Here is a 17,537-nt window from a genome sequence, read left to right on the forward strand (position 1 = left end):
ACGACAGTTCGTGCTTTCTGGACTTTTTTGCCGACGCTCGCCTATGCTCCGCGGGTCGAAAAAGGCAGGGACGGTTTTGGTAAGCCCGTCCCCTTCTCCCTTCAGGCGAGAAGCTCTGTTCCGCGCCATGCGCGAGTACCCACGGCGACGATCCGGCGATATGCCGGGCGCTCGCGTGGGTGTTTCGACAAGGCCTTCGTCCTTGGCTCTCACGCGGGCTCAATCCAACGGGAGCCTTTGCCATGCGTTTGAATCATCTCGACCTGCACGTCGCCGACGTCGCGGCAACCCGCGACTTCCTCGTCCACCATTTCGATTTTCGACACATCGAAACCCGCGGTCGCGACGGGCTGGCGATCCTGCACGATTCTGCCGGCCTGGAGCTGGTCATCAGTCATCCGTCATCGAAATTTGGTGGTGCGGATGCAGGCAGCGTCGGTGCCAACACTTACCACATCGGCTTCATCCTGCCGGACAAGGCCGACGTGGACCGGCTGTACGAACGCTTGCGAGCCGCCGAGGCAGAACTGTGGGAGGCACCGCAGGCGATCCGCGGGGGCTGGATGTTCTACTGCATGGCACCGGGCCGCATCCTGATCGAGGTGGGCTGGCGCCCTGGCCATTGACCGCGCGATCACGGCTGCCACGAAGCAAACGTCACGCCATGGCGTGACGGGTAACCCGACTCCGGGCAGACAGGCGAGTCGTCGTCAGGCTGTCCACATCGCAGCGAGGCCTGTCAATGGCTGGATTCTCGCCGCCAACAAAATGTAAACTGCCCGGTATAGTCTGGCCGTCCAAGGCGCCGGACATGGCGCCTGCGGCCGCACGTGAGCACACCGGTGGTCAGACGCCTGACCGTCCGGCCAACTTATGACACAAGACACGAAGGTCGCGATGCAGTATCTGGTTTCCGGAATTGCTGCATCGCTCCTTGCCATACCCATTCCCCCGATCAAGCAAGTTCTGGAGCTCCCATGAAGTCCTCGTTACTGAGCACGCCCTTGTTGTGCCTGAGCCTGCTGGCGCTGGCCGCCTGCAGCAAAGGCAAGGAACAGGGGCCGCCGCAGATGCCGCCACCGGAAGTGGGCGTGTTCACGGCACAGCCGCAAAGCTCGCCACTGACCCGCGACCTCGTTGGACGACTGTCGCCGTACCGCAGTGCCGACGTGCGTGCCCGCGTACCCGGCGTGCTACTCAAGCGCACTTACGACGAAGGTACCAACGTCAAGAAAGGCCAGCTGCTGTTCCAGATCGATCCGGCTCCGCTGAAAGCCGTGCTGGCCGCCAGTTCCGCTGCGCTGGCCCAGGCCCAGGCAACCCATACCAATGACAAGATCACCGCGCAGCGCGTGCGTGAGCTGGCGCCCAAGGGCTACGTCTCCAAGTCGGACCTGGACAATGCTCTGGCCGCCGAACGCAACTCGGCAGCCGCGGTACAGGCAGCCCAGGCCAACGTGCAGACTGCCCGCATCAACCTTGGGTATGCCAACGTCACATCGCCGATCGATGGTCGCGCCGGCCAGCAACAGGTCACCGAAGGCGCGCTGGTCGGCAACGCCGAAGCCACCTTGCTCACCACCGTCGACCAGATCGATTCGCTGTACGTGAACTTCACCATGAGCGTGGCGTCGCTGGAACAGATGCGCAGCGCACAGAGCAGCGGCAACGTCACCCTCGCCGATCCGAACAAGGCCAGCGTGCAGGTCACCCTGCCCGACGGCAGCGCATACGGCGAGCCGGGCGTGCTGGACTTCTCCGACACCACGGTCAATCCTGCCACCGGCTCGGTCAATCTGCGCGCCACCATTCCGAACCCGAAGCACAGCCTGCTGCCCGGCATGTATGTAACGCTGAAGGCGAATCTCGGCCAGCAGCACAAGGTGTTCCTGATCCCGCAACCGGCAGTGCTGCGCGACACAGTAGGCGCCTATGTGATGACCGTCGGCAGCGACGGCAAGGTCGCGCGCAAGGACGTCACCACGACCGACATGAGCGGCGGCAACTGGGTGGTTACGAACGGCCTCAAAGCCGGCGACCAGGTGGTGGTATCGGGTATCCAGAACGTGAAAGACGGTGCGCCGGCCAAGGCCAGCCCATGGCATGCCGCTCCCGCCGGCGCCGCCTCCGCAGCGAACGCTCCGGGCACCGCCCCGAGCCGCAAGTAACGGAGCGCAGACCATGCCGAGTTTCTTCATCGACCGCCCGATCTTCGCCTGGGTGGTCGCCATCCTGATTTCCCTGGGTGGCGTACTGGCCATCCTCAACCTGGGTGTGGAGTCGTATCCCACGATTGCCCCGCCATCGGTCACGGTATCCGCCAGCTATCCGGGCGCCAGCGCCGACACCACCGAGAAGACCGTCACCCAGGTGATCGAGCAGCAGCTCACCGGCATCGACCATCTGCTGTATTTCAATTCGTCGTCCAGCGCCAGCGGTCGCTCCAGCATCACGCTCACCTTCGAGAACGGCACCGATCCCGACATCGCCCAGGTGCAGGTGCAGAACAAGGTTGCCCTGGCCACGCCGCGGCTGCCGTCCGATGTGACCCAGCAGGGCGTGGTGGTGGCCAAGGCCAACGCCGGCTTCCTGATGGTGCTGGCGCTGAAATCGGACAACCCGAGCATCGACCGCGACCGCCTCAACGACATCGTCGGCTCGCAGGTGCTCGATCAGATCTCGCGCGTGCCCGGCGTCGGCAGCACCCAGCAGTTCGGTGCCGAATACGCGATGCGGATCTGGCTCAACCCGGACAAGCTGCAGGGCTACAATCTGTCGGCCACCCAGGTGCTGGCCGCGATCAAGGCACAGAACGTGCAATTCGCCGCCGGTTCGCTCGGCGCCGATCCGGCGCCTGCCGGCCAAGGCTTCAACGCTACCGTGTCGACCGAAGGTCGCTTCACCACGCCCGGGCAGTTCGCCGGGATCATCCTGCGCGCGAATACGGATGGCACCACGGTCACCCTCGGCGACGTGGCAAGGATCAGCTTCGGCGCGGCGGGCTACGGCTTCGACACCCAGTGGGACGGCAAGCCGATCGGCGCGTTCGCGATCCAACTGCTGCCCGGCGCGAATGCGCTGGACGTGGCCACCGCCGCACGCGCCAAGATGGACGAACTGGCACCCAGCTTTCCGCCGGGTGTGAGCTGGTTCAGCCCGTACGACAGCACCAGTTTCGTCAAGATCTCGATCAACGAGGTGGTGCACACCCTGATCGAGGCGATCATCCTGGTGTTCCTGGTGATGCTGCTGTTCCTGCAGAACATCCGCGCCACGATCATCCCGACCCTGGTGATTCCGGTGGCCTTGCTCGGCACGTTCCTGGGCATGCTCGTGCTCGGCTTCAGCATCAACCAGCTGACCCTGTTCGGCATGGTGCTGGCGATCGGCATCGTGGTGGACGACGCGATCGTGGTGATCGAGAACGTCGAACGCATCATGACCGAGGAAGGTCTGTCGCCGAAGGACGCCACGCGCAAGGCGATGGGCCAGATCACCGGCGCGGTGGTGGCGATCACCGTGGTACTGGCGGCGGTGTTCGTGCCGTCGTCGCTGCAGCCCGGCGCCACCGGCGTGATCTACAAGCAGTTCGCGCTGACCATCGCAGTGTCGATGGGTTTCTCCGCGTTCCTCGCGCTGTCGTTCACGCCGGCGCTGTGCGCAAGCTTCCTGAAGCCGGAACACGACAAGAAAAAGAACATCGTCTATCGCAAGTTCAACGATTTCTTCAACTGGGTCACGCACACCTATACCGGCCATGTCGGTGGCGCGGTGCGGCATGCACCGCGCTGGATGCTGGCCTTCGTGCTGGTCGCGGTACTCGGCGGCTTCCTGTACACGCGCCTGCCCGGCAGTTTCCTGCCGGAGGAAGACCAGGGTTATGCGCTATCGGTGATCCAGTTGCCACCGGGCGCCACCAAGCAGCGCACCAGTGCCGTGATGGCGCAGATGCGCGACATCCTCAACAAGGACAGCGCGGTGGAGGGTGTGCTGCAGGTCACCGGCTTCAGCTTCATCGGCTCGGGCGAGAACGCCGGCATGGCCTTCATCAAGCTCAAGGACTGGGCCAAGCGCGATGTGACGGCTGCGCAGTTCATCCAGCGCGCCAACGGTGCGATGCAGCAGGTACACGACGCACGCATCTTCGTGGTCAATATCCCCACGGTGCAAGGTCTGGGCCAGTTCGGCGGCTTCGACATGTACCTGCAGGATCGCGGCGGGGCTGGCCGCGATGCACTCACCCAGGCACGCAACACCCTGCTCGGCAAGGCCAGCCAGGACAAACTGCTGACCGGCGTGCGTCCGAACTCGCTGGAAGATGCACCGCAGCTGCACCTGGACGTGGATCGCGTGCAGGCGCAGTCGATGGGGCTGTCGATCGGTGACATCTACAACGCGATCGGCCTGATGCTGGCGCCGGTATACGTCAACGACTTCACCTATGGCGGCCGCGTCAAGCGCGTCATCATGCAGGCCGACGCGCCGTACCGCATGGGCCCGGAAGCGTTGCAGCACATCTTCACACCCGGCCCGACCGCCAGCGGCAGCAGCACGCCGCAGATGATCCCGTTGTCCAACGTGGTGCGCACGCGCTGGGACGTCTCGTCACCGTCGCTGACCCGCTACAACGGCTACTCGGCGGTCGAGATCGTCGGTTCGCCGGCGCCGGGGCATGCCTCGGGCGAAGCGATGAGCGAGATGGAGAAGATCGTCAACAACGACCTGCCGAAGGGCTTCGGCTTCGACTGGACTGGCCAGTCGTATCAGGAAATCCTGTCCGGCAATGCGGCCACGCTGCTGATGGTGCTGTCGATCGTGATCGTGTTCCTGGCGCTGGCCGCGTTGTACGAAAGCTGGTCGATCCCGGTTGCGGTCTTGCTGGTGGTGCCGCTGGGCCTGCTCGGCACGGTGGTGTTCACCCTGCTGCGAGGCCTGCCCGATGACATCTACTTCAAGATCGGCCTGATCACGGTGATCGGCCTGGCCGCGAAGAACGCGATCCTGATCGTCGAGTTCGCGGTGGAGCAGCAACAGGCCGGCAAGACCTTGCGCGATGCAGTGGTCACCGCGTCCCGGTTGCGACTGCGGCCGATCCTGATGACCTCGCTGGCCTTCATCCTCGGCGTGTTCCCGCTGTTCATTTCCAGCGGCGCTGGCGCCAATGCGCGTCATGCGATCGGCACCGGCGTGATCGGTGGCATGCTGTTCGCCACCTTCCTCGGCGTGCTGCTGATCCCGGTGTTCTACGTGGTGGTGCGCCGCCTGCTCGGCGACAAGCTGGACGGCGATACGCCAGCGAGCACGCAGACACGCCATGGAATACAGTCGTTCGACTCGGATCCGCGCCGCGGCGCATGATCCGATCCGCTAGGACAACGAAAGCCCCGCGGGTATTGCGGGGCTTTTTTGTACGTCATCAGAATCGTTGATCGCGCGTCGACGAACTTTGCGACAGGTGACCCGCTACGTTGCCAGAACAAAAGTGCCCTGGCACCCGGTCGCAAGCGACTCTCTTCAACGCGTAGAATCCCGCCCAACATCGCCAGTGGTAGCACCATGTCAGCTTTCGGCCTAACGTCGTCCCATCGTCATGCGTGAACCGATCCCGGATCACGATAAGCTCAATAATTTCGATGGTCTGCGGCTTTTTGCGGCACTGCTTGTGCTCTTCTCCCACCAGTTCGTATTCCTTGGCAGCACCGAGCCGGCACCCGTCGGCGACTCGCTGGGCATGGTCGCGGTCATGATGTTTTTCGTCATGAGCGGGTATCTCGTTTCGGAAAGCTGGTACCGCGACCCGCACCTGATGCGCTTTGCCTCGCGGCGATTGCTGCGGATATGGCCGGGGCTGGCTGCGGCCGCCGTGGCGATAGCCTTGGTGTCAGCCGCCATCACGGTGCTTCCCCTGCATGATTATTTTGGCAGCGGCACGCGCAAGTTCATCCTTGCCAATTTCAAGTTCGAGACGATTTATCGGCTACCCGGCGTCTTCGACACCGTGCCGGCCAATCCCTCGCTGTCCGCCGTCAACGGCAGCTGGTGGACCATTCCCGTCGAGGCACGATGCTATGCCTACCTGGCCGTCCTCGGCGCCATCGGGATGCGTCGCCGGCTGCTGTCTGTGGTGGTGCTGGGCCTGGTCACTCTGATGTACGTCAAGACTCTTCCGGGGCACTCGAAGGCAGACCCGTTCGACAACATTTCGTTCTTCTACACCGCGTTCTTCATGACGGGCGTGTGTGCGCGGCAGTACATCGAAGAACTTCAACGCCATCGCCTGGCATTACTGGGCGCGATTGCCGTCGTGATCGTTACTGCGGTCGCATTCGACCAGCCCCGCCTCGGTGAGTGGGCGGTAATCGCGCCGCTGACCCTGGTCTTAGGTTCCTTGAGCACCCCGGTCATCCGCTCGGCAAACCGGTTTGGCGATCTTTCCTACGGCATCTATCTGTATGCCTATTTCCTGCAACAGTTGACCGTGAGGCTCTGGCCTGGCCAGCCATCGTTTGGTGCTTCAGTCACCATTGCCACTCTTGCGACCGTAATGGTGGCGTGGTGCTCTTGGCACGCTGTCGAAGCACCCTCGCTGCGGCTGAAACATCGTTTGCGCCGGTGGTTTCCCAACGCCGCGGCCTGATGGAGTAGTCCCACGAAACCGGCTAGTGAAAGCCGTGGTTCCGCCGGAACGATAGATCGCTTCATCTCCCCGACATTCGTCGGAGAGGGGGCGTTCCAGCTCAGCGCAAACCTGTTTCCGCGCGCGCGATCACCAACCGCCGGATTTCGCAGGTGCCTTCGTAGATCTGGGGTGATCTTGGCGTCACGGTTGAGCGTTCCAGCGAGCACCGCCGCAGGCGGTGCGCTGGAGCGCGGCGCGGGCTCAGCGCAGACCGGTCTCTGCCCGCGCAATCACCAGGCGCTGAATCTCGCTGGTGCCTTCGTAGATCTCGGTGATCTTGGCGTCGCGAAAATAGCGCTCCAGCGGCATCTCCTTCGAGTAGCCCATGCCGCCATGGATCTGCACGGCCTGATGGCTGATCCACATCGCCGCTTCCGACGCGGTGAGCTTGGCCACCGCAGCCTCGGTGCCGAAACGGCCACCGTTCTTTTCGGCTTCGCCCTTGGCCCATGCTGCACGCAGGGTCAGCAGCGTCGCTGCATCCAGCTTGCACTTCATGTCGGCGATCTTCGACTGGGTCATCTGGAACGTGCCGATCGGTGCGCCAAACGCCTTGCGGTCACGCGACCACTGCAAGGTCGCCTCGTACGCGGCGCGAGCGATGCCGACAGCCTGCGAGGCGATGCCGATGCGGCCGGCGTCGAGCACGCCCATCGCGATCGAAAAACCCTTGCCTTCGTCGCCGAGCAGATTTTCCTTCGGGCAGACGTAGTCGGCGAATTCGATCTCGCACGTCGCCGAGGCGCGGATGCCGAGCTTGGGTTCGGTCTTGCCGGCGTGGAAGCCTGGCAGCCGGGTGTCAATGATGAAGGCCGAAACGCCCTTCGCACCGATACCAGGAGTCGATATCGCGAACAGCACGATGTAGCGCGCCACCGGGCCGGAGGTGATCCAGCTCTTCTTGCCATTGATCACCCAGTCGCCGTCCGCGTTCCTGGTGGCACGGGTGTGCATGGCCGAAGCGTCCGAACCGGACTGCGGCTCGGTCAGCGCATAGGCGCCAATCGCCTCGCCGGTGGCGATCGCGCGCACGTACTTCTGCTTCTGCTCCTCGTTGCCATGCTTGAGGATGCCGTTGCAGAACAGCGAATTGTTCACTGACATGATGGTCGAGGTGGCCGCGTCGGCTGCCGCGATCTCGATGACCGCCAGCACATAGGCAATCGGGTCCATGCCGGCACCGCCGTACTCCTCCGGCACCTCGATGCCCATCAGGCCGAGCTGGCCCATCTCGCGGATGTTCTCCAGCGGAAACTCGGCCTTGGCATCCAGCTCCGCCGCCACCGGCACGATGCGTTTCTGCGCAAAATCGCGGGCGATCGACTGGATCGACAGCTGGTCTTCAGTGAAACGAAAATCCATGAACTACTCCTGGCGCCGCCAGAGGCAGCTGATCAAGACGGGAATGCGAGGCCACAGGCCAGCCGACTATTCTAGCGACCCAAGTGGCCGACGTCGTGCCTGCCCTTCAAGACAGCTTCCGCTTGACGCCCCGACAAACCGCGGCCAGACTTGTTATCTCTTTATCGCGATACAAGGATGCCCGATGGATCTGGCGACAGCCTCCAGCGTGCTCCGGCTGCTGGCCGACCCCACCCGCGTGCGCTTGCTGGCGCTGCTCGAACATGAAGAACTCACCGTCGCCGAGCTGGCCGCGGTGCTGCATCTGGCGCAGCCGCGTGTGTCCACGCATCTGGCCAAATTGAAGGAGGCCGGACTCGTGCGCGACCGCCGCGCCGGCGTGTCCGCGTATTACCGCGCCAACAACGAAGGTGACGAGGCCCAGCACAGCCTGCTCGGCTCGCTGCGAGAAAGCATCGACGATGCGCTGCTGCGCGAAGACAGCGCGCGCCTGCCCGGCGTCCTGGCCAATCGCGCCCGCGAGGAAGGTTGGGCCGACACCGTTGCCGGCGACATGGAGCGCCACTACTCGCCCGGCCGCACCTGGGAAACGCTGGCGCGCTCGCTGTTGCAGTTGCTGGGCACCGGCGACGTGCTCGACATCGCCTCCGGCGACGGCATCACCGCCGAGCTGCTGGCGCCGCATGCGCACTCCATCGTTTGCGTCGATTCAAGCGATCGCGTGGTCGAGGCCGCCGCAAAGCGGCTCAAGTCATTCGCCAACGTGCAGGTACGTCAGGGCGACATGCATGCACTGGAACTCGGCGAACAGCGCTTTGACCTGGTGCTGATGCTGCACGCACTGACTTATGCCGAGCATCCGGCGAAGGCTGTGGCCGAAGCGGCGCGACTGCTGCGCCCTGGCGGCCGTCTGCTCGCGGTGACGCTGGGTCAGCACGACCATCGTGCCGCCGTCGAACCGTTCGACCATCGCAATCTCGGCTTCAGCGGCGAACAGCTCGACAGCTACGCCCGCGCCGCCGGCCTCGACGTACTGAGCTGCAACCGGCTCAGCCGCGAGCGCAAGGCGCCGCATTTCGAAGTGATCAGTCTGCTGGCGCGCAAGCCCGCCTGAATTCGGCCTGCCGCAAACCATGTTTCATGAAAGGACGTTTGATGAGTACTCTGCCCTGGCTCCACCCCGAACGCGTCGCCCTGCTGGAGCAGGCGCTGCGCCAACGCATCCTGATTCTCGACGGCGGCATGGGCACCATGCTGCAGGCGCACGAACTGGACGAACACGGCTTTCGCGGCGAGCGTTTCGAACACGGCCACGATGGTCATGCGCATGCCCACGACCACCCCAGTTGCGACCTCAAGGGGAACAACGACCTGCTGACGCTGACCAAGCCCGAGATCATCCGCGGCGTGCACGATGCCTATCTGGAAGCCGGTGCCGACCTGATCGAAACCAATACCTTCAACTCCACCCGCATCAGTCAGGCCGACTACAAGCTGCAGCATCTGGCGTACGAGTTGAACCTCGAGGGCGCTCGTCTGGCGCGCGCTGCCTGTGACGCGATGACGGCAAAGACGCCGGACCGGCCGCGTTTCGTGATCGGCGTGCTCGGCCCCACCAGCCGCACCGCCTCGCTGTCGCCGGACGTCAACGACCCGGGCTTTCGCAACGTCACCTTCGAGGAACTGGCGGAGAACTACACCGAATCCACCAACGGCCTGATCGACGGCGGTGCCGACGTGATCATGGTCGAGACGATCTTCGACACGCTGAACGCCAAGGCCGCGCTGTACGCGCTGAGCGAGCTGTTCCATCAGCGCGGCGCACGCATGCCGGTGATGATCTCCGGCACCATCACCGACCGCTCCGGCCGTACCCTGTCGGGCCAGACGGCCGAGGCGTTCTACTACTCGGTGCGCCATGCGCAGCCGCTCTCGGTCGGCTTCAACTGCGCATTGGGTGCGGACGACCTGCGCCCGCATATCCAGACCCTGGCGAACATCGCCGACAGCTTCGTCAGCACGCACCCGAATGCCGGCCTGCCGAACGCGTTCGGCGAATACGACGAGACCCCCGAACACATGGCCAGTGTGATCGGCAGCTTTGCCAGCGATGGCCTGCTCAACCTGGTCGGCGGCTGCTGCGGCACCACCCCGGCACATATCAAGGCGATTGCCGAAGCGGTACGCGGCCACGCGCCACGAGCGCTGCCTTCAACCACCCAAGTGGAGGCCGCATAACATGTCGCGTCACACTCGCCTGTCCGGCCTTGAACCGCTGGTCATCACACCCGACCTGCTGTTCATCAACGTCGGCGAACGCACCAATGTCACCGGCTCGGCGCAGTTCAAGAAGCTGATCAAGGAAGACCGTTACGACGAGGCGGTGGAAGTCGCCCGCCAGCAGGTCGCCAACGGTGCGCAGATCATCGACATCAACATGGACGAAGGGCTGATCGATTCCGAAGCAGCGATGACCCGCTTCGTCAACCTGATCGCCGCCGAGCCGGACATCGCCCGCGTGCCATTCATGATCGACTCGTCGAAGTGGACGGTGATCGAGGCTGGCCTGCGCTGCCTGCAGGGCAAGGGCATCGTCAACTCGATCTCGATGAAGGAAGGCGAGGCGGCGTTCCTCGAACAGGCGCGCAAGGTGCAGCAATACGGCGCTGCCGCCGTGGTGATGGCATTCGACGAACAGGGCCAGGCCGATACCTGCGAGCGCAAGGTGGAGATCAGCGCGCGGGCCTACAAGCTGCTGACCGAAAAGCTCGACTTCGCACCCGAAGACATCATCTTCGACCCCAACATCTTCGCCATCGCCACCGGCATCGAGGAGCACAACAACTACGCGGTGGATTTCATCGAGGCCACGCGCGAGCTTAAAAAGCGCTTTCCCGACTGCCATATCTCCGGCGGCGTCTCCAACGTGTCGTTCTCGTTCCGCGGCAACAACATCGTGCGCGAGGCGATCCACTCGGTGTTCCTGTACCACGCGATCCGTGCCGGCATGGACATGGGCATCGTCAACGCCGGGGCGTTGACGATCATGGACGATATCGACCCGCCGCTGCGCGAGCGCGTCGAAGACGTGGTGCTCAACCGCCGCGACGACGCCACCGAGCGTCTGCTGGAGATCGCCGACAACTACAAGGGCAAGCGCGGCGAAGCCGTGGTCGAGACGCTGGCCTGGCGCGAGAAGCCCGTGCGCGAGCGGCTCAGTCATGCCTTGGTGCACGGTGTCGACCAGTACGTGGTCGAGGACACCGAGGAAGCGCGCCAGATGTCGACGCGTCCGCTCGACGTGATCGAGGGCCCGCTGATGGACGGCATGAATGTGGTCGGCGACCTGTTCGGTGCCGGCAAGATGTTCCTGCCGCAGGTAGTGAAGTCCGCCCGCGTGATGAAGAAGGCGGTGGCCTACCTGCTGCCGTACATCGAGGCGGAAAAGCTGCGCACCGGCGACATGGGCAAGAACAACGGCAAGATCATCATGGCCACGGTCAAGGGCGACGTGCACGACATCGGCAAGAACATCGTCGGCGTGGTGCTCCGCTGCAACAACTTCGAGGTGATCGATCTGGGCGTGATGGTGCCCGCGCAGAAGATCCTGGAAACCGCGATCGCCGAGAACGCCGACATGATCGGCCTGTCCGGGCTGATCACGCCGTCGCTGGAGGAAATGAGCCAGGTCGCGCGCGAAATGCAGCGGCAGAATTTCCATATCCCGCTGCTGATCGGCGGTGCCACCACCTCGCGTGCGCACACCGCGCTGAAGATCGAGCCGCACTACAAGGCTGGCACCGTGTGGGTGAAGGACGCCTCGCGCGCGGTCGGCGTGGCGCAGTCGCTGGTCAGCAAGGATCTGGTCGAAGATTTCCTGGCCAAGGTGCGTGCCGACTACGCCGATGTGCGCGAACGCCATCGCAACCGCGGCCCCGGCAAGAAACTGGTGCCGCTGGAAAAAGCCCGTGCGCAGCGTTTCCGCTGCGACTGGGCGACATACGAACCGCCACAGCCGAACCAGCCTGGCGTCACCGTGTTTGACGATTACGACCTCGCCGTCATTCGCCAGTACATCGACTGGACGCCGTTCTTCCAGGCCTGGGAACTGGCCGGCCACTACCCGGCGATCCTCACCGACGCCGTGGTCGGCACCCAGGCCAGCGAACTGTTCAATGACGCACAGGCGATGATGGACCGGATCATTGCCGAGAAATGGCTGACCGCCCGCGCCGTGATCGGCCTGTGGCCGGCCGCCAACATCCTCGACGACGTCGAGGTATACACCGACACCACCCGCACGACACGACTCGCCACCCTGCACAGCCTGCGCCAGCAGGCCGACAAGCCGATCGAGCGACCGAACCTCTGCCTGGCCGATTTCATCACACCGAAGGAGTTCGACAAGCCTGACTGGATCGGCGGTTTCGCGGTCACTGCCGGGCTCGGCATCGAGGAGCACCTGGCGCGCTTCCAGGCTGACTACGACGACTATTCGTCGATCATCCTCAAGGCGCTGGCCGATCGCCTCGCCGAGGCATTCGCCGAGCACATGCACGAGCGCGTGCGGCGGGAGTTCTGGGGGTTCGTGCCAGACGAGACACTGGGCAACGACGAACTGATCGCCGAAAAATACCGCGGCATCCGCCCTGCACCCGGCTACCCGGCCTGCCCCGAACACACCGAAAAGGCCACCCTGTTCGAACTGCTCGATGTCACCCGCAACACCGGCATCGAACTGACCGAAGGTTTCTCGATGTACCCCGCCGCCGCCGTTTCCGGCTGGTACTACTCGCACCCGGACAGCCAGTACTTCGTGGTCGGACGACTCGGGAAAGATCAGGTCGAGGACTATGCCCGCCGCAAGGGCTGGACCCTGGCCGAAGCCGAACGCTGGCTTTCCTCCAACCTCGATTACGAAACCGAATAGGTGCTGCCGCGATCCCGGGCAGGCTTGCATGCCTGCCCGGCCGAGTCACGCAATCGTGTCGCCGGTGATGCTGTTCTTGTGATGGCGCAGATGCACGATCAGGTTGTAGATCGAGACGAAGGCCGGAAAGAAATTCGAGATGATGCCCACTGAATCGTTCTTTCCGATGGTGAAATAGGCCAGCAACAACGCACTGCCCACCACCGACAACCACCAGAACGACAATGGCATCACCACCCGCTTGTGCTTGCGGGTGTAGTACAGCTGCACGAACCAGCGGCTGGTGAACATCACCGAGCCGAGCAGGCCGACAGTCTTCCACGGCGTCAGCTGGAAATTCTGCAGCGCGTGCAAGATGTGGGCGAGTTGAGTGCTGAGAAAGTCCATGGTCGGGCGCTTTGGTGTTGGAAGAGCGGCGAGTTTACAACCCTCCATCCGCGCCACCGCCCAGCCAGCCAAACAGTCCGCCGTGCGCGCCCCTCGGAGGAAATGCCAGCGCCAGCCATTGACCCAAACCGCAGCTGCCCCTAAAATCTCGCGTTCCCGGCGGGCGGTTAGCTCAGCGGTAGAGCACTGCCTTCACACGGCAGGTGTCACAAGTTCGATCCTTGTACCGCCCACCACTGATCGACAACGAAGGGCTCGGCAACGCCGGGCCCTTCGTTGTTTCCGGCGCCCGTATCGACCATTCCTGTTTCAAGGCGACGCTCTTCGACGCGTACGCGCTCGATCAGCGGCGCAAGGAATGTCTCGCGTGCCTGACGATAGGCAGGATCCCTCGGGCCGCCGATGGCTGCCGCATGCATCTCGACATGACTGCTGTGCAATGCCGTCGGCGTTTGCCCGTCGAGATGCAGGTAACCATCCGCCGCACAGCTCAACGCCGCATGCGCTGCCCAGGCCGACGGCCCGGACGGCAGGGCAAGAAACTGCTCTTCCCACAGCAATACCCCAGCCAGCACACCCACGGCAGTGACCGGACGCGTTGCATCCCAAGCCGCCTCGAAGCCGGCCAGCCAGCCTGCCAGCGCATCGCCCGGCATCGGCCGCGCCAGCACATAGCCCTGCCCCAGATCCGCGCCCAGAATCAGTGCGGCCTCCACTGAGCCCAGGGTTTCCAGACCCTCCACCACGACCTCCAGACCGAGGTCGTGACCGAGCCGGATCAGCTGCCTGATGAAGCGCAGGGTAGGCAGTGGATCGTCGCCAATCTGGCGAACGATGGCTTGATCGATCTTCACCCGATCGAACGGCCACTGGCGCAGCCGGATCAGGGTGCTGTAGCCCGCACCGAGGTCATCCTCGACCAGGCGCACGCCGAGTGCCTTGAGCGCCTGCATGCCGGCCATGCCGGCGGGCGCCGTATGCTCGGTGCCGATCGGCGATTCGAGAATTTCGAACAGCAGCGCCTCGGCCGGGCAGGCATTGTTGGTCAGCACGGCGGCCGCCGTCTCGGCATAACGCGGATCGGTCAGCGCGGCGGCCGGCGCATTGACCGACACGTCCAGCGCATAGCCTGCCCGCAGCAGCGCCTGACGGCACGCCGTTGCCTGCCGCAATCCCTGCCGGAACAGCACGATCAGGTCGGCATCGCCCAGCGCCGGCAGGAATCTCGCCGGCGGCAGGATGCTGCCGTCGTCGTCGCGCAACCGCGCCAGCGCCTCGAGCTCGGTGACGCGGCCATCGGCCAGCCTGACCACTGGCTGGTAATGCATCTGCACCGCATCGGTGGCGATCATCGCCCGCCAGCGTTCGCGCACGAAGAACGGCAACAGCTCGGTTCCCGGCCGCGGCGGCGCCAGCCTTGCCAGGGCCAGATCCAGCACCGTCTTGATCTGCTCGACGAACGCTTGCTGGTCCTCGCTCTGGAATCCGCCGGCATAGGCGCTGTAGATGGTGAGCACGGCCGCTGGCGTACGTGGCAGCGGACACAGTGGCACCGCGACATTGGAGACGATGCCTACGCGGGCAGCGATCTCGCGCCAGTTCAGCATGGCCGGGTCGCTGCCGTAGTGCGCGCACCGCTGGATCGTGGCCGTGCGCCAGGCGCGGCCAGTCGGACCACCGCCTTCGGCCGAGCCGCCCTGCACACCGATCGGCGACGTCTCGCCACGCCCCAGCGCGCGCAGGTAGTCGGCAAATGCCTCGCCCGCCACAGCCTCGTAGGTCAGCCGGCCTGTCGCATCCGGACGCCCCACCGCGCAGGCGATGATCTCCTCATGAGCCATCAGCGCATCGACCGCACCCTGGATAAGCTCCAGGTACCCGTCGGCTGACCATGCCAGGGCATTGAGCCTGGCCAGTAGCGCAACCCGGCGGCGCTGCGTCTCGCGCATGCTCGCCAGCTGCCATTGCCGATCCAGCGCGAGTCGCTGCAGCACGATGGCCAACGGCCGGTGGTCGCGATGGATGCCGGAGCCAAGCGTGGTGACGAAGATGTCGCGAAGTGCCTCGATCGCCTCCAGCAGCCACACCTCTTCGACCCCGCAGGCCGCATGGAAGAACCCCGCCTGCATCGCCGCCGTCTGGTGCGTGGCCGAGTCGAGGTCGGGACGCAGCAGCAGCGACAGGTGCCAGCACAGGCGCTGCTTGACGGTCGCCACGTCAGCCGGCGGCAAGGCAACGAGCAGGCTGGCCAGCCCGTCGTGCGCCTGCAGTTCGGCGTAATAGCCTTCCGCCATGCGGGGCAGTTGTGCTTCCAGTGCGATGAACCACGGCCCCAGCAACTCTGCCGCCAGCTCCCCGTACGGCGGTGGCCCGCGCCCGTCATGCCCGACGGACGCATCGGCGTCCGCCGGCCGGGCTGGCAACGCCCACCATCGGTCGCGCTGTCGTTTGCGTGCCTTGACCTGGTACATCGCCTGATCGGCGCATCGGAGCAGTTGCTCGCCGTTTGCCTGCGCGTGGATCGGATACAGCGCCACGCCCAGGCTCGCCGAAAGCTGAAAGGTGACTCCGTCGATGAACAGCGGCTGCTGCAACGCCTGCCAGACGCGGGCCAGCAGCAAATCCAGATCCTGCTCGCGCTCGAGGTCCTCAAACACCAGCACGAATTCGTCGCCGCCCAGCCGCGCGACGTAGTCTTCGGCACGCAGTGCCCCGCGCAGGCGTGCGGCCACCTCCACCAGGATCTGGTCGCCCGCGGCGTGGCCGTGGCGGTCGTTGATCGGCTTGAGGTCATCCAGGTCGAGCAAGCCGATCGCCACGATGCGCCCGTGCTGCTCGGCCCGAGCCAGCACGCTGGCAAGGTGCTGGTCCAGCGCGCGCCGGTTGGGAACATCGGTCAACGCGTCATGCAGCGCGAGATAGGTCTGCAGCTCCTGCTTCTGCAACAACGCACTGCGCTGCTGGTGCTGGCGCAGCGCGAGCCCGGCAGCGTCGGCGATCTCGTCAAGCAGCAGGCACATTTCCGCATCGAAAGCATCGGCTTCGGTGGTAACCACGGCGAAGACGCCTGATGCCACGCGAACGGCTCCGGCTGCATCCGCTGCTGCGAACAGCGGCCAGCAGCCCACCGCACCGATTTGCGCAAGCGGTTCGAGCTTCCACGCAGGCGCAGCCTCGGCATGGGCGGCGGGGTGCACCCGCACCACCGGCGTGCCCTGCATGAACGCGAGCGTGGGGGTAAAGATGACCGGTCCATCGCTGTGCCGAGTGGGCATCGGAAGCAACTGCATGGCCTCGGCCATCGGGCCGACCAGTGCCATCCGCTGCAGCAGGTCGCAAGTACCTTCCGCGGCGAATACCTCGACCGCAGCGGCGCCGGCAATATCGGCCAGTGCCGCAGCCAGTGTGCGGTAGACCGCAGCGGGGTCCGGCTGATCCAGCAGTGCACGCTGGATCGTCCGCTGGGCGTCGCGGTAACGATTCATCCTGAGATTGCGCTCAAGCAGCGCCTGGTGATCCCAGAACCGCGCGAGCTCGTCGGCCAGCCGCTGGGCCCAGTCGAGCAGTTCATCGCTGAGCAGCGGGGCACCAACGCGAGCGTAGGCCGCCAACGTGAGCTGGCCGTTGTCACGAATGGTGGCAGTAGCCGCGATGCACGATCCCAGCCCGTGCTGCCGGGCGGCCTCGCGCCAAGGCGCAAACTCCAGTGCCTCGATGGTGACCGCGCGCGCCTTGCCCGCGCGCAATACACTGGCCATGGGACCATCGCCGCCCGGCTCGCGTTCATCGGCGCTGATCTTCAGGTTCGCCGCGTAGGCGGCCTCCGGACCCGCCGCCGCCAAAACATCGAGCGCAGCCTGACCCGGCTCCCGCCGGCCGATCCAGACCAGCGGCAGATCCATGGTGGCGGCGAGAATCCTTGCCACTTCGGCCAGCGCAAGCTGACGGTCATAGCCAGGCGCCGTGTGCAGCAGCGACAACGTCTCTGCCACGCTCCGGTAGAAGCGCTCGCGAAGCTCGCCACGTGCCTGTCTCCTACTCGTCATCACCCTCCCCAGCCGCTGCGACCGCGCACCCGTCGCGTGGTCGGTGAATTTGCTCACCTGCGTTCGATGTGTCGGCGCGCCAGCCGCCGCTCCCGCCTTGCCCGCAACATTCGCCCCAACGAGCCCTGGCCGG

At 64.8% G+C, this 17,537-nt stretch carries 10 protein-coding genes, 1 tRNA gene and 1 pseudogene; 8 read left to right on the forward strand and 4 right to left on the reverse strand.

Going from position 1 to position 17,537, the window contains the following annotated elements; translation table 11 throughout:
* The first annotated feature begins 242 nt into the window (after window positions 1–242).
* From EAH75_RS06655 to EAH75_RS06670, 4 genes are all read left to right on the forward strand, one after another.
* Entirely contained in the window at window positions 243–626 is a 384-nt protein-coding gene (locus tag EAH75_RS06655; protein ID WP_140650288.1) for a VOC family protein, read from the forward strand.
* A 351-nt stretch (window positions 627–977) separates the two neighbouring features.
* Entirely contained in the window at window positions 978–2,168 is a 1,191-nt protein-coding gene (locus tag EAH75_RS06660; RefSeq protein WP_140650286.1) for an efflux RND transporter periplasmic adaptor subunit, read from the forward strand.
* A 13-nt stretch (window positions 2,169–2,181) separates the two neighbouring features.
* The gene (locus EAH75_RS06665; RefSeq protein ID WP_140650283.1) at window positions 2,182–5,358 is read left to right on the forward strand and encodes a multidrug efflux RND transporter permease subunit; all 3,177 of its coding nucleotides are present in this window, start codon (window positions 2,182–2,184) and stop codon (window positions 5,356–5,358) included.
* Window positions 5,359–5,590: 232 nt separating this feature from the next.
* Window positions 5,591–6,637 (forward strand): acyltransferase family protein, encoded by a 1,047-nt coding sequence (locus tag EAH75_RS06670; RefSeq protein WP_140650280.1) that lies wholly within the window; start codon window positions 5,591–5,593, stop codon window positions 6,635–6,637.
* A 100-nt stretch (window positions 6,638–6,737) separates the two neighbouring features.
* Here the strand turns inward: EAH75_RS06670 and EAH75_RS20155 are convergent.
* Window positions 6,738–6,825 (reverse strand): annotated as a pseudogene (locus EAH75_RS20155) (acyl-CoA dehydrogenase family protein); the annotation flags it as partial.
* 55 nt (window positions 6,826–6,880) lie between these two features.
* The gene (locus EAH75_RS06675; protein ID WP_140650277.1) at window positions 6,881–8,041 is read right to left on the reverse strand and encodes an acyl-CoA dehydrogenase family protein; all 1,161 of its coding nucleotides are present in this window, start codon (window positions 8,039–8,041) and stop codon (window positions 6,881–6,883) included.
* A gap of 184 nt (window positions 8,042–8,225) precedes the next feature.
* Between EAH75_RS06675 and EAH75_RS06680 the strand changes: the two genes are divergently transcribed.
* The 3 genes from EAH75_RS06680 to metH are packed head-to-tail and all read left to right on the forward strand — an operon-like array spanning window position 8,226 to window position 12,971.
* The gene (locus tag EAH75_RS06680; RefSeq protein ID WP_140650273.1) at window positions 8,226–9,155 is read left to right on the forward strand and encodes an ArsR/SmtB family transcription factor; all 930 of its coding nucleotides are present in this window, start codon (window positions 8,226–8,228) and stop codon (window positions 9,153–9,155) included.
* Window positions 9,156–9,196: 41 nt separating this feature from the next.
* The gene (locus EAH75_RS06685) at window positions 9,197–10,279 is read left to right on the forward strand and encodes a homocysteine S-methyltransferase family protein (RefSeq protein WP_140650270.1); all 1,083 of its coding nucleotides are present in this window, start codon (window positions 9,197–9,199) and stop codon (window positions 10,277–10,279) included.
* A 1-nt stretch (window position 10,280) separates the two neighbouring features.
* Complete coding sequence (gene metH / locus EAH75_RS06690; protein WP_140804860.1) at window positions 10,281–12,971, forward strand: methionine synthase; 2,691 nt, start codon at window positions 10,281–10,283, stop codon at window positions 12,969–12,971.
* A 45-nt stretch (window positions 12,972–13,016) separates the two neighbouring features.
* Here metH and EAH75_RS06695 read toward each other — a convergent pair whose 3' ends face one another.
* Entirely contained in the window at window positions 13,017–13,358 is a 342-nt protein-coding gene (locus EAH75_RS06695; RefSeq protein ID WP_140650263.1) for a lipid-A-disaccharide synthase N-terminal domain-containing protein, read from the reverse strand.
* A 161-nt stretch (window positions 13,359–13,519) separates the two neighbouring features.
* Here EAH75_RS06695 and EAH75_RS06700 point away from each other — a divergent pair.
* Window positions 13,520–13,594: transfer RNA gene (locus tag EAH75_RS06700), tRNA-Val, on the forward strand.
* Here the strand turns inward: EAH75_RS06700 and EAH75_RS06705 are convergent.
* Window positions 13,565–17,404 (reverse strand): EAL domain-containing protein, encoded by a 3,840-nt coding sequence (locus tag EAH75_RS06705; protein WP_140650259.1) that lies wholly within the window; start codon window positions 17,402–17,404, stop codon window positions 13,565–13,567. The two genes, EAH75_RS06700 and EAH75_RS06705, sit on opposite strands and share 30 nt — an antisense overlap.
* Window positions 17,405–17,537 lie beyond the last annotated feature (133 nt).

The organism is Rhodanobacter glycinis (assembly GCF_006438785.1).
Classification (GTDB): Bacteria; Pseudomonadota; Gammaproteobacteria; order Xanthomonadales; family Rhodanobacteraceae; genus Rhodanobacter; species Rhodanobacter glycinis_A.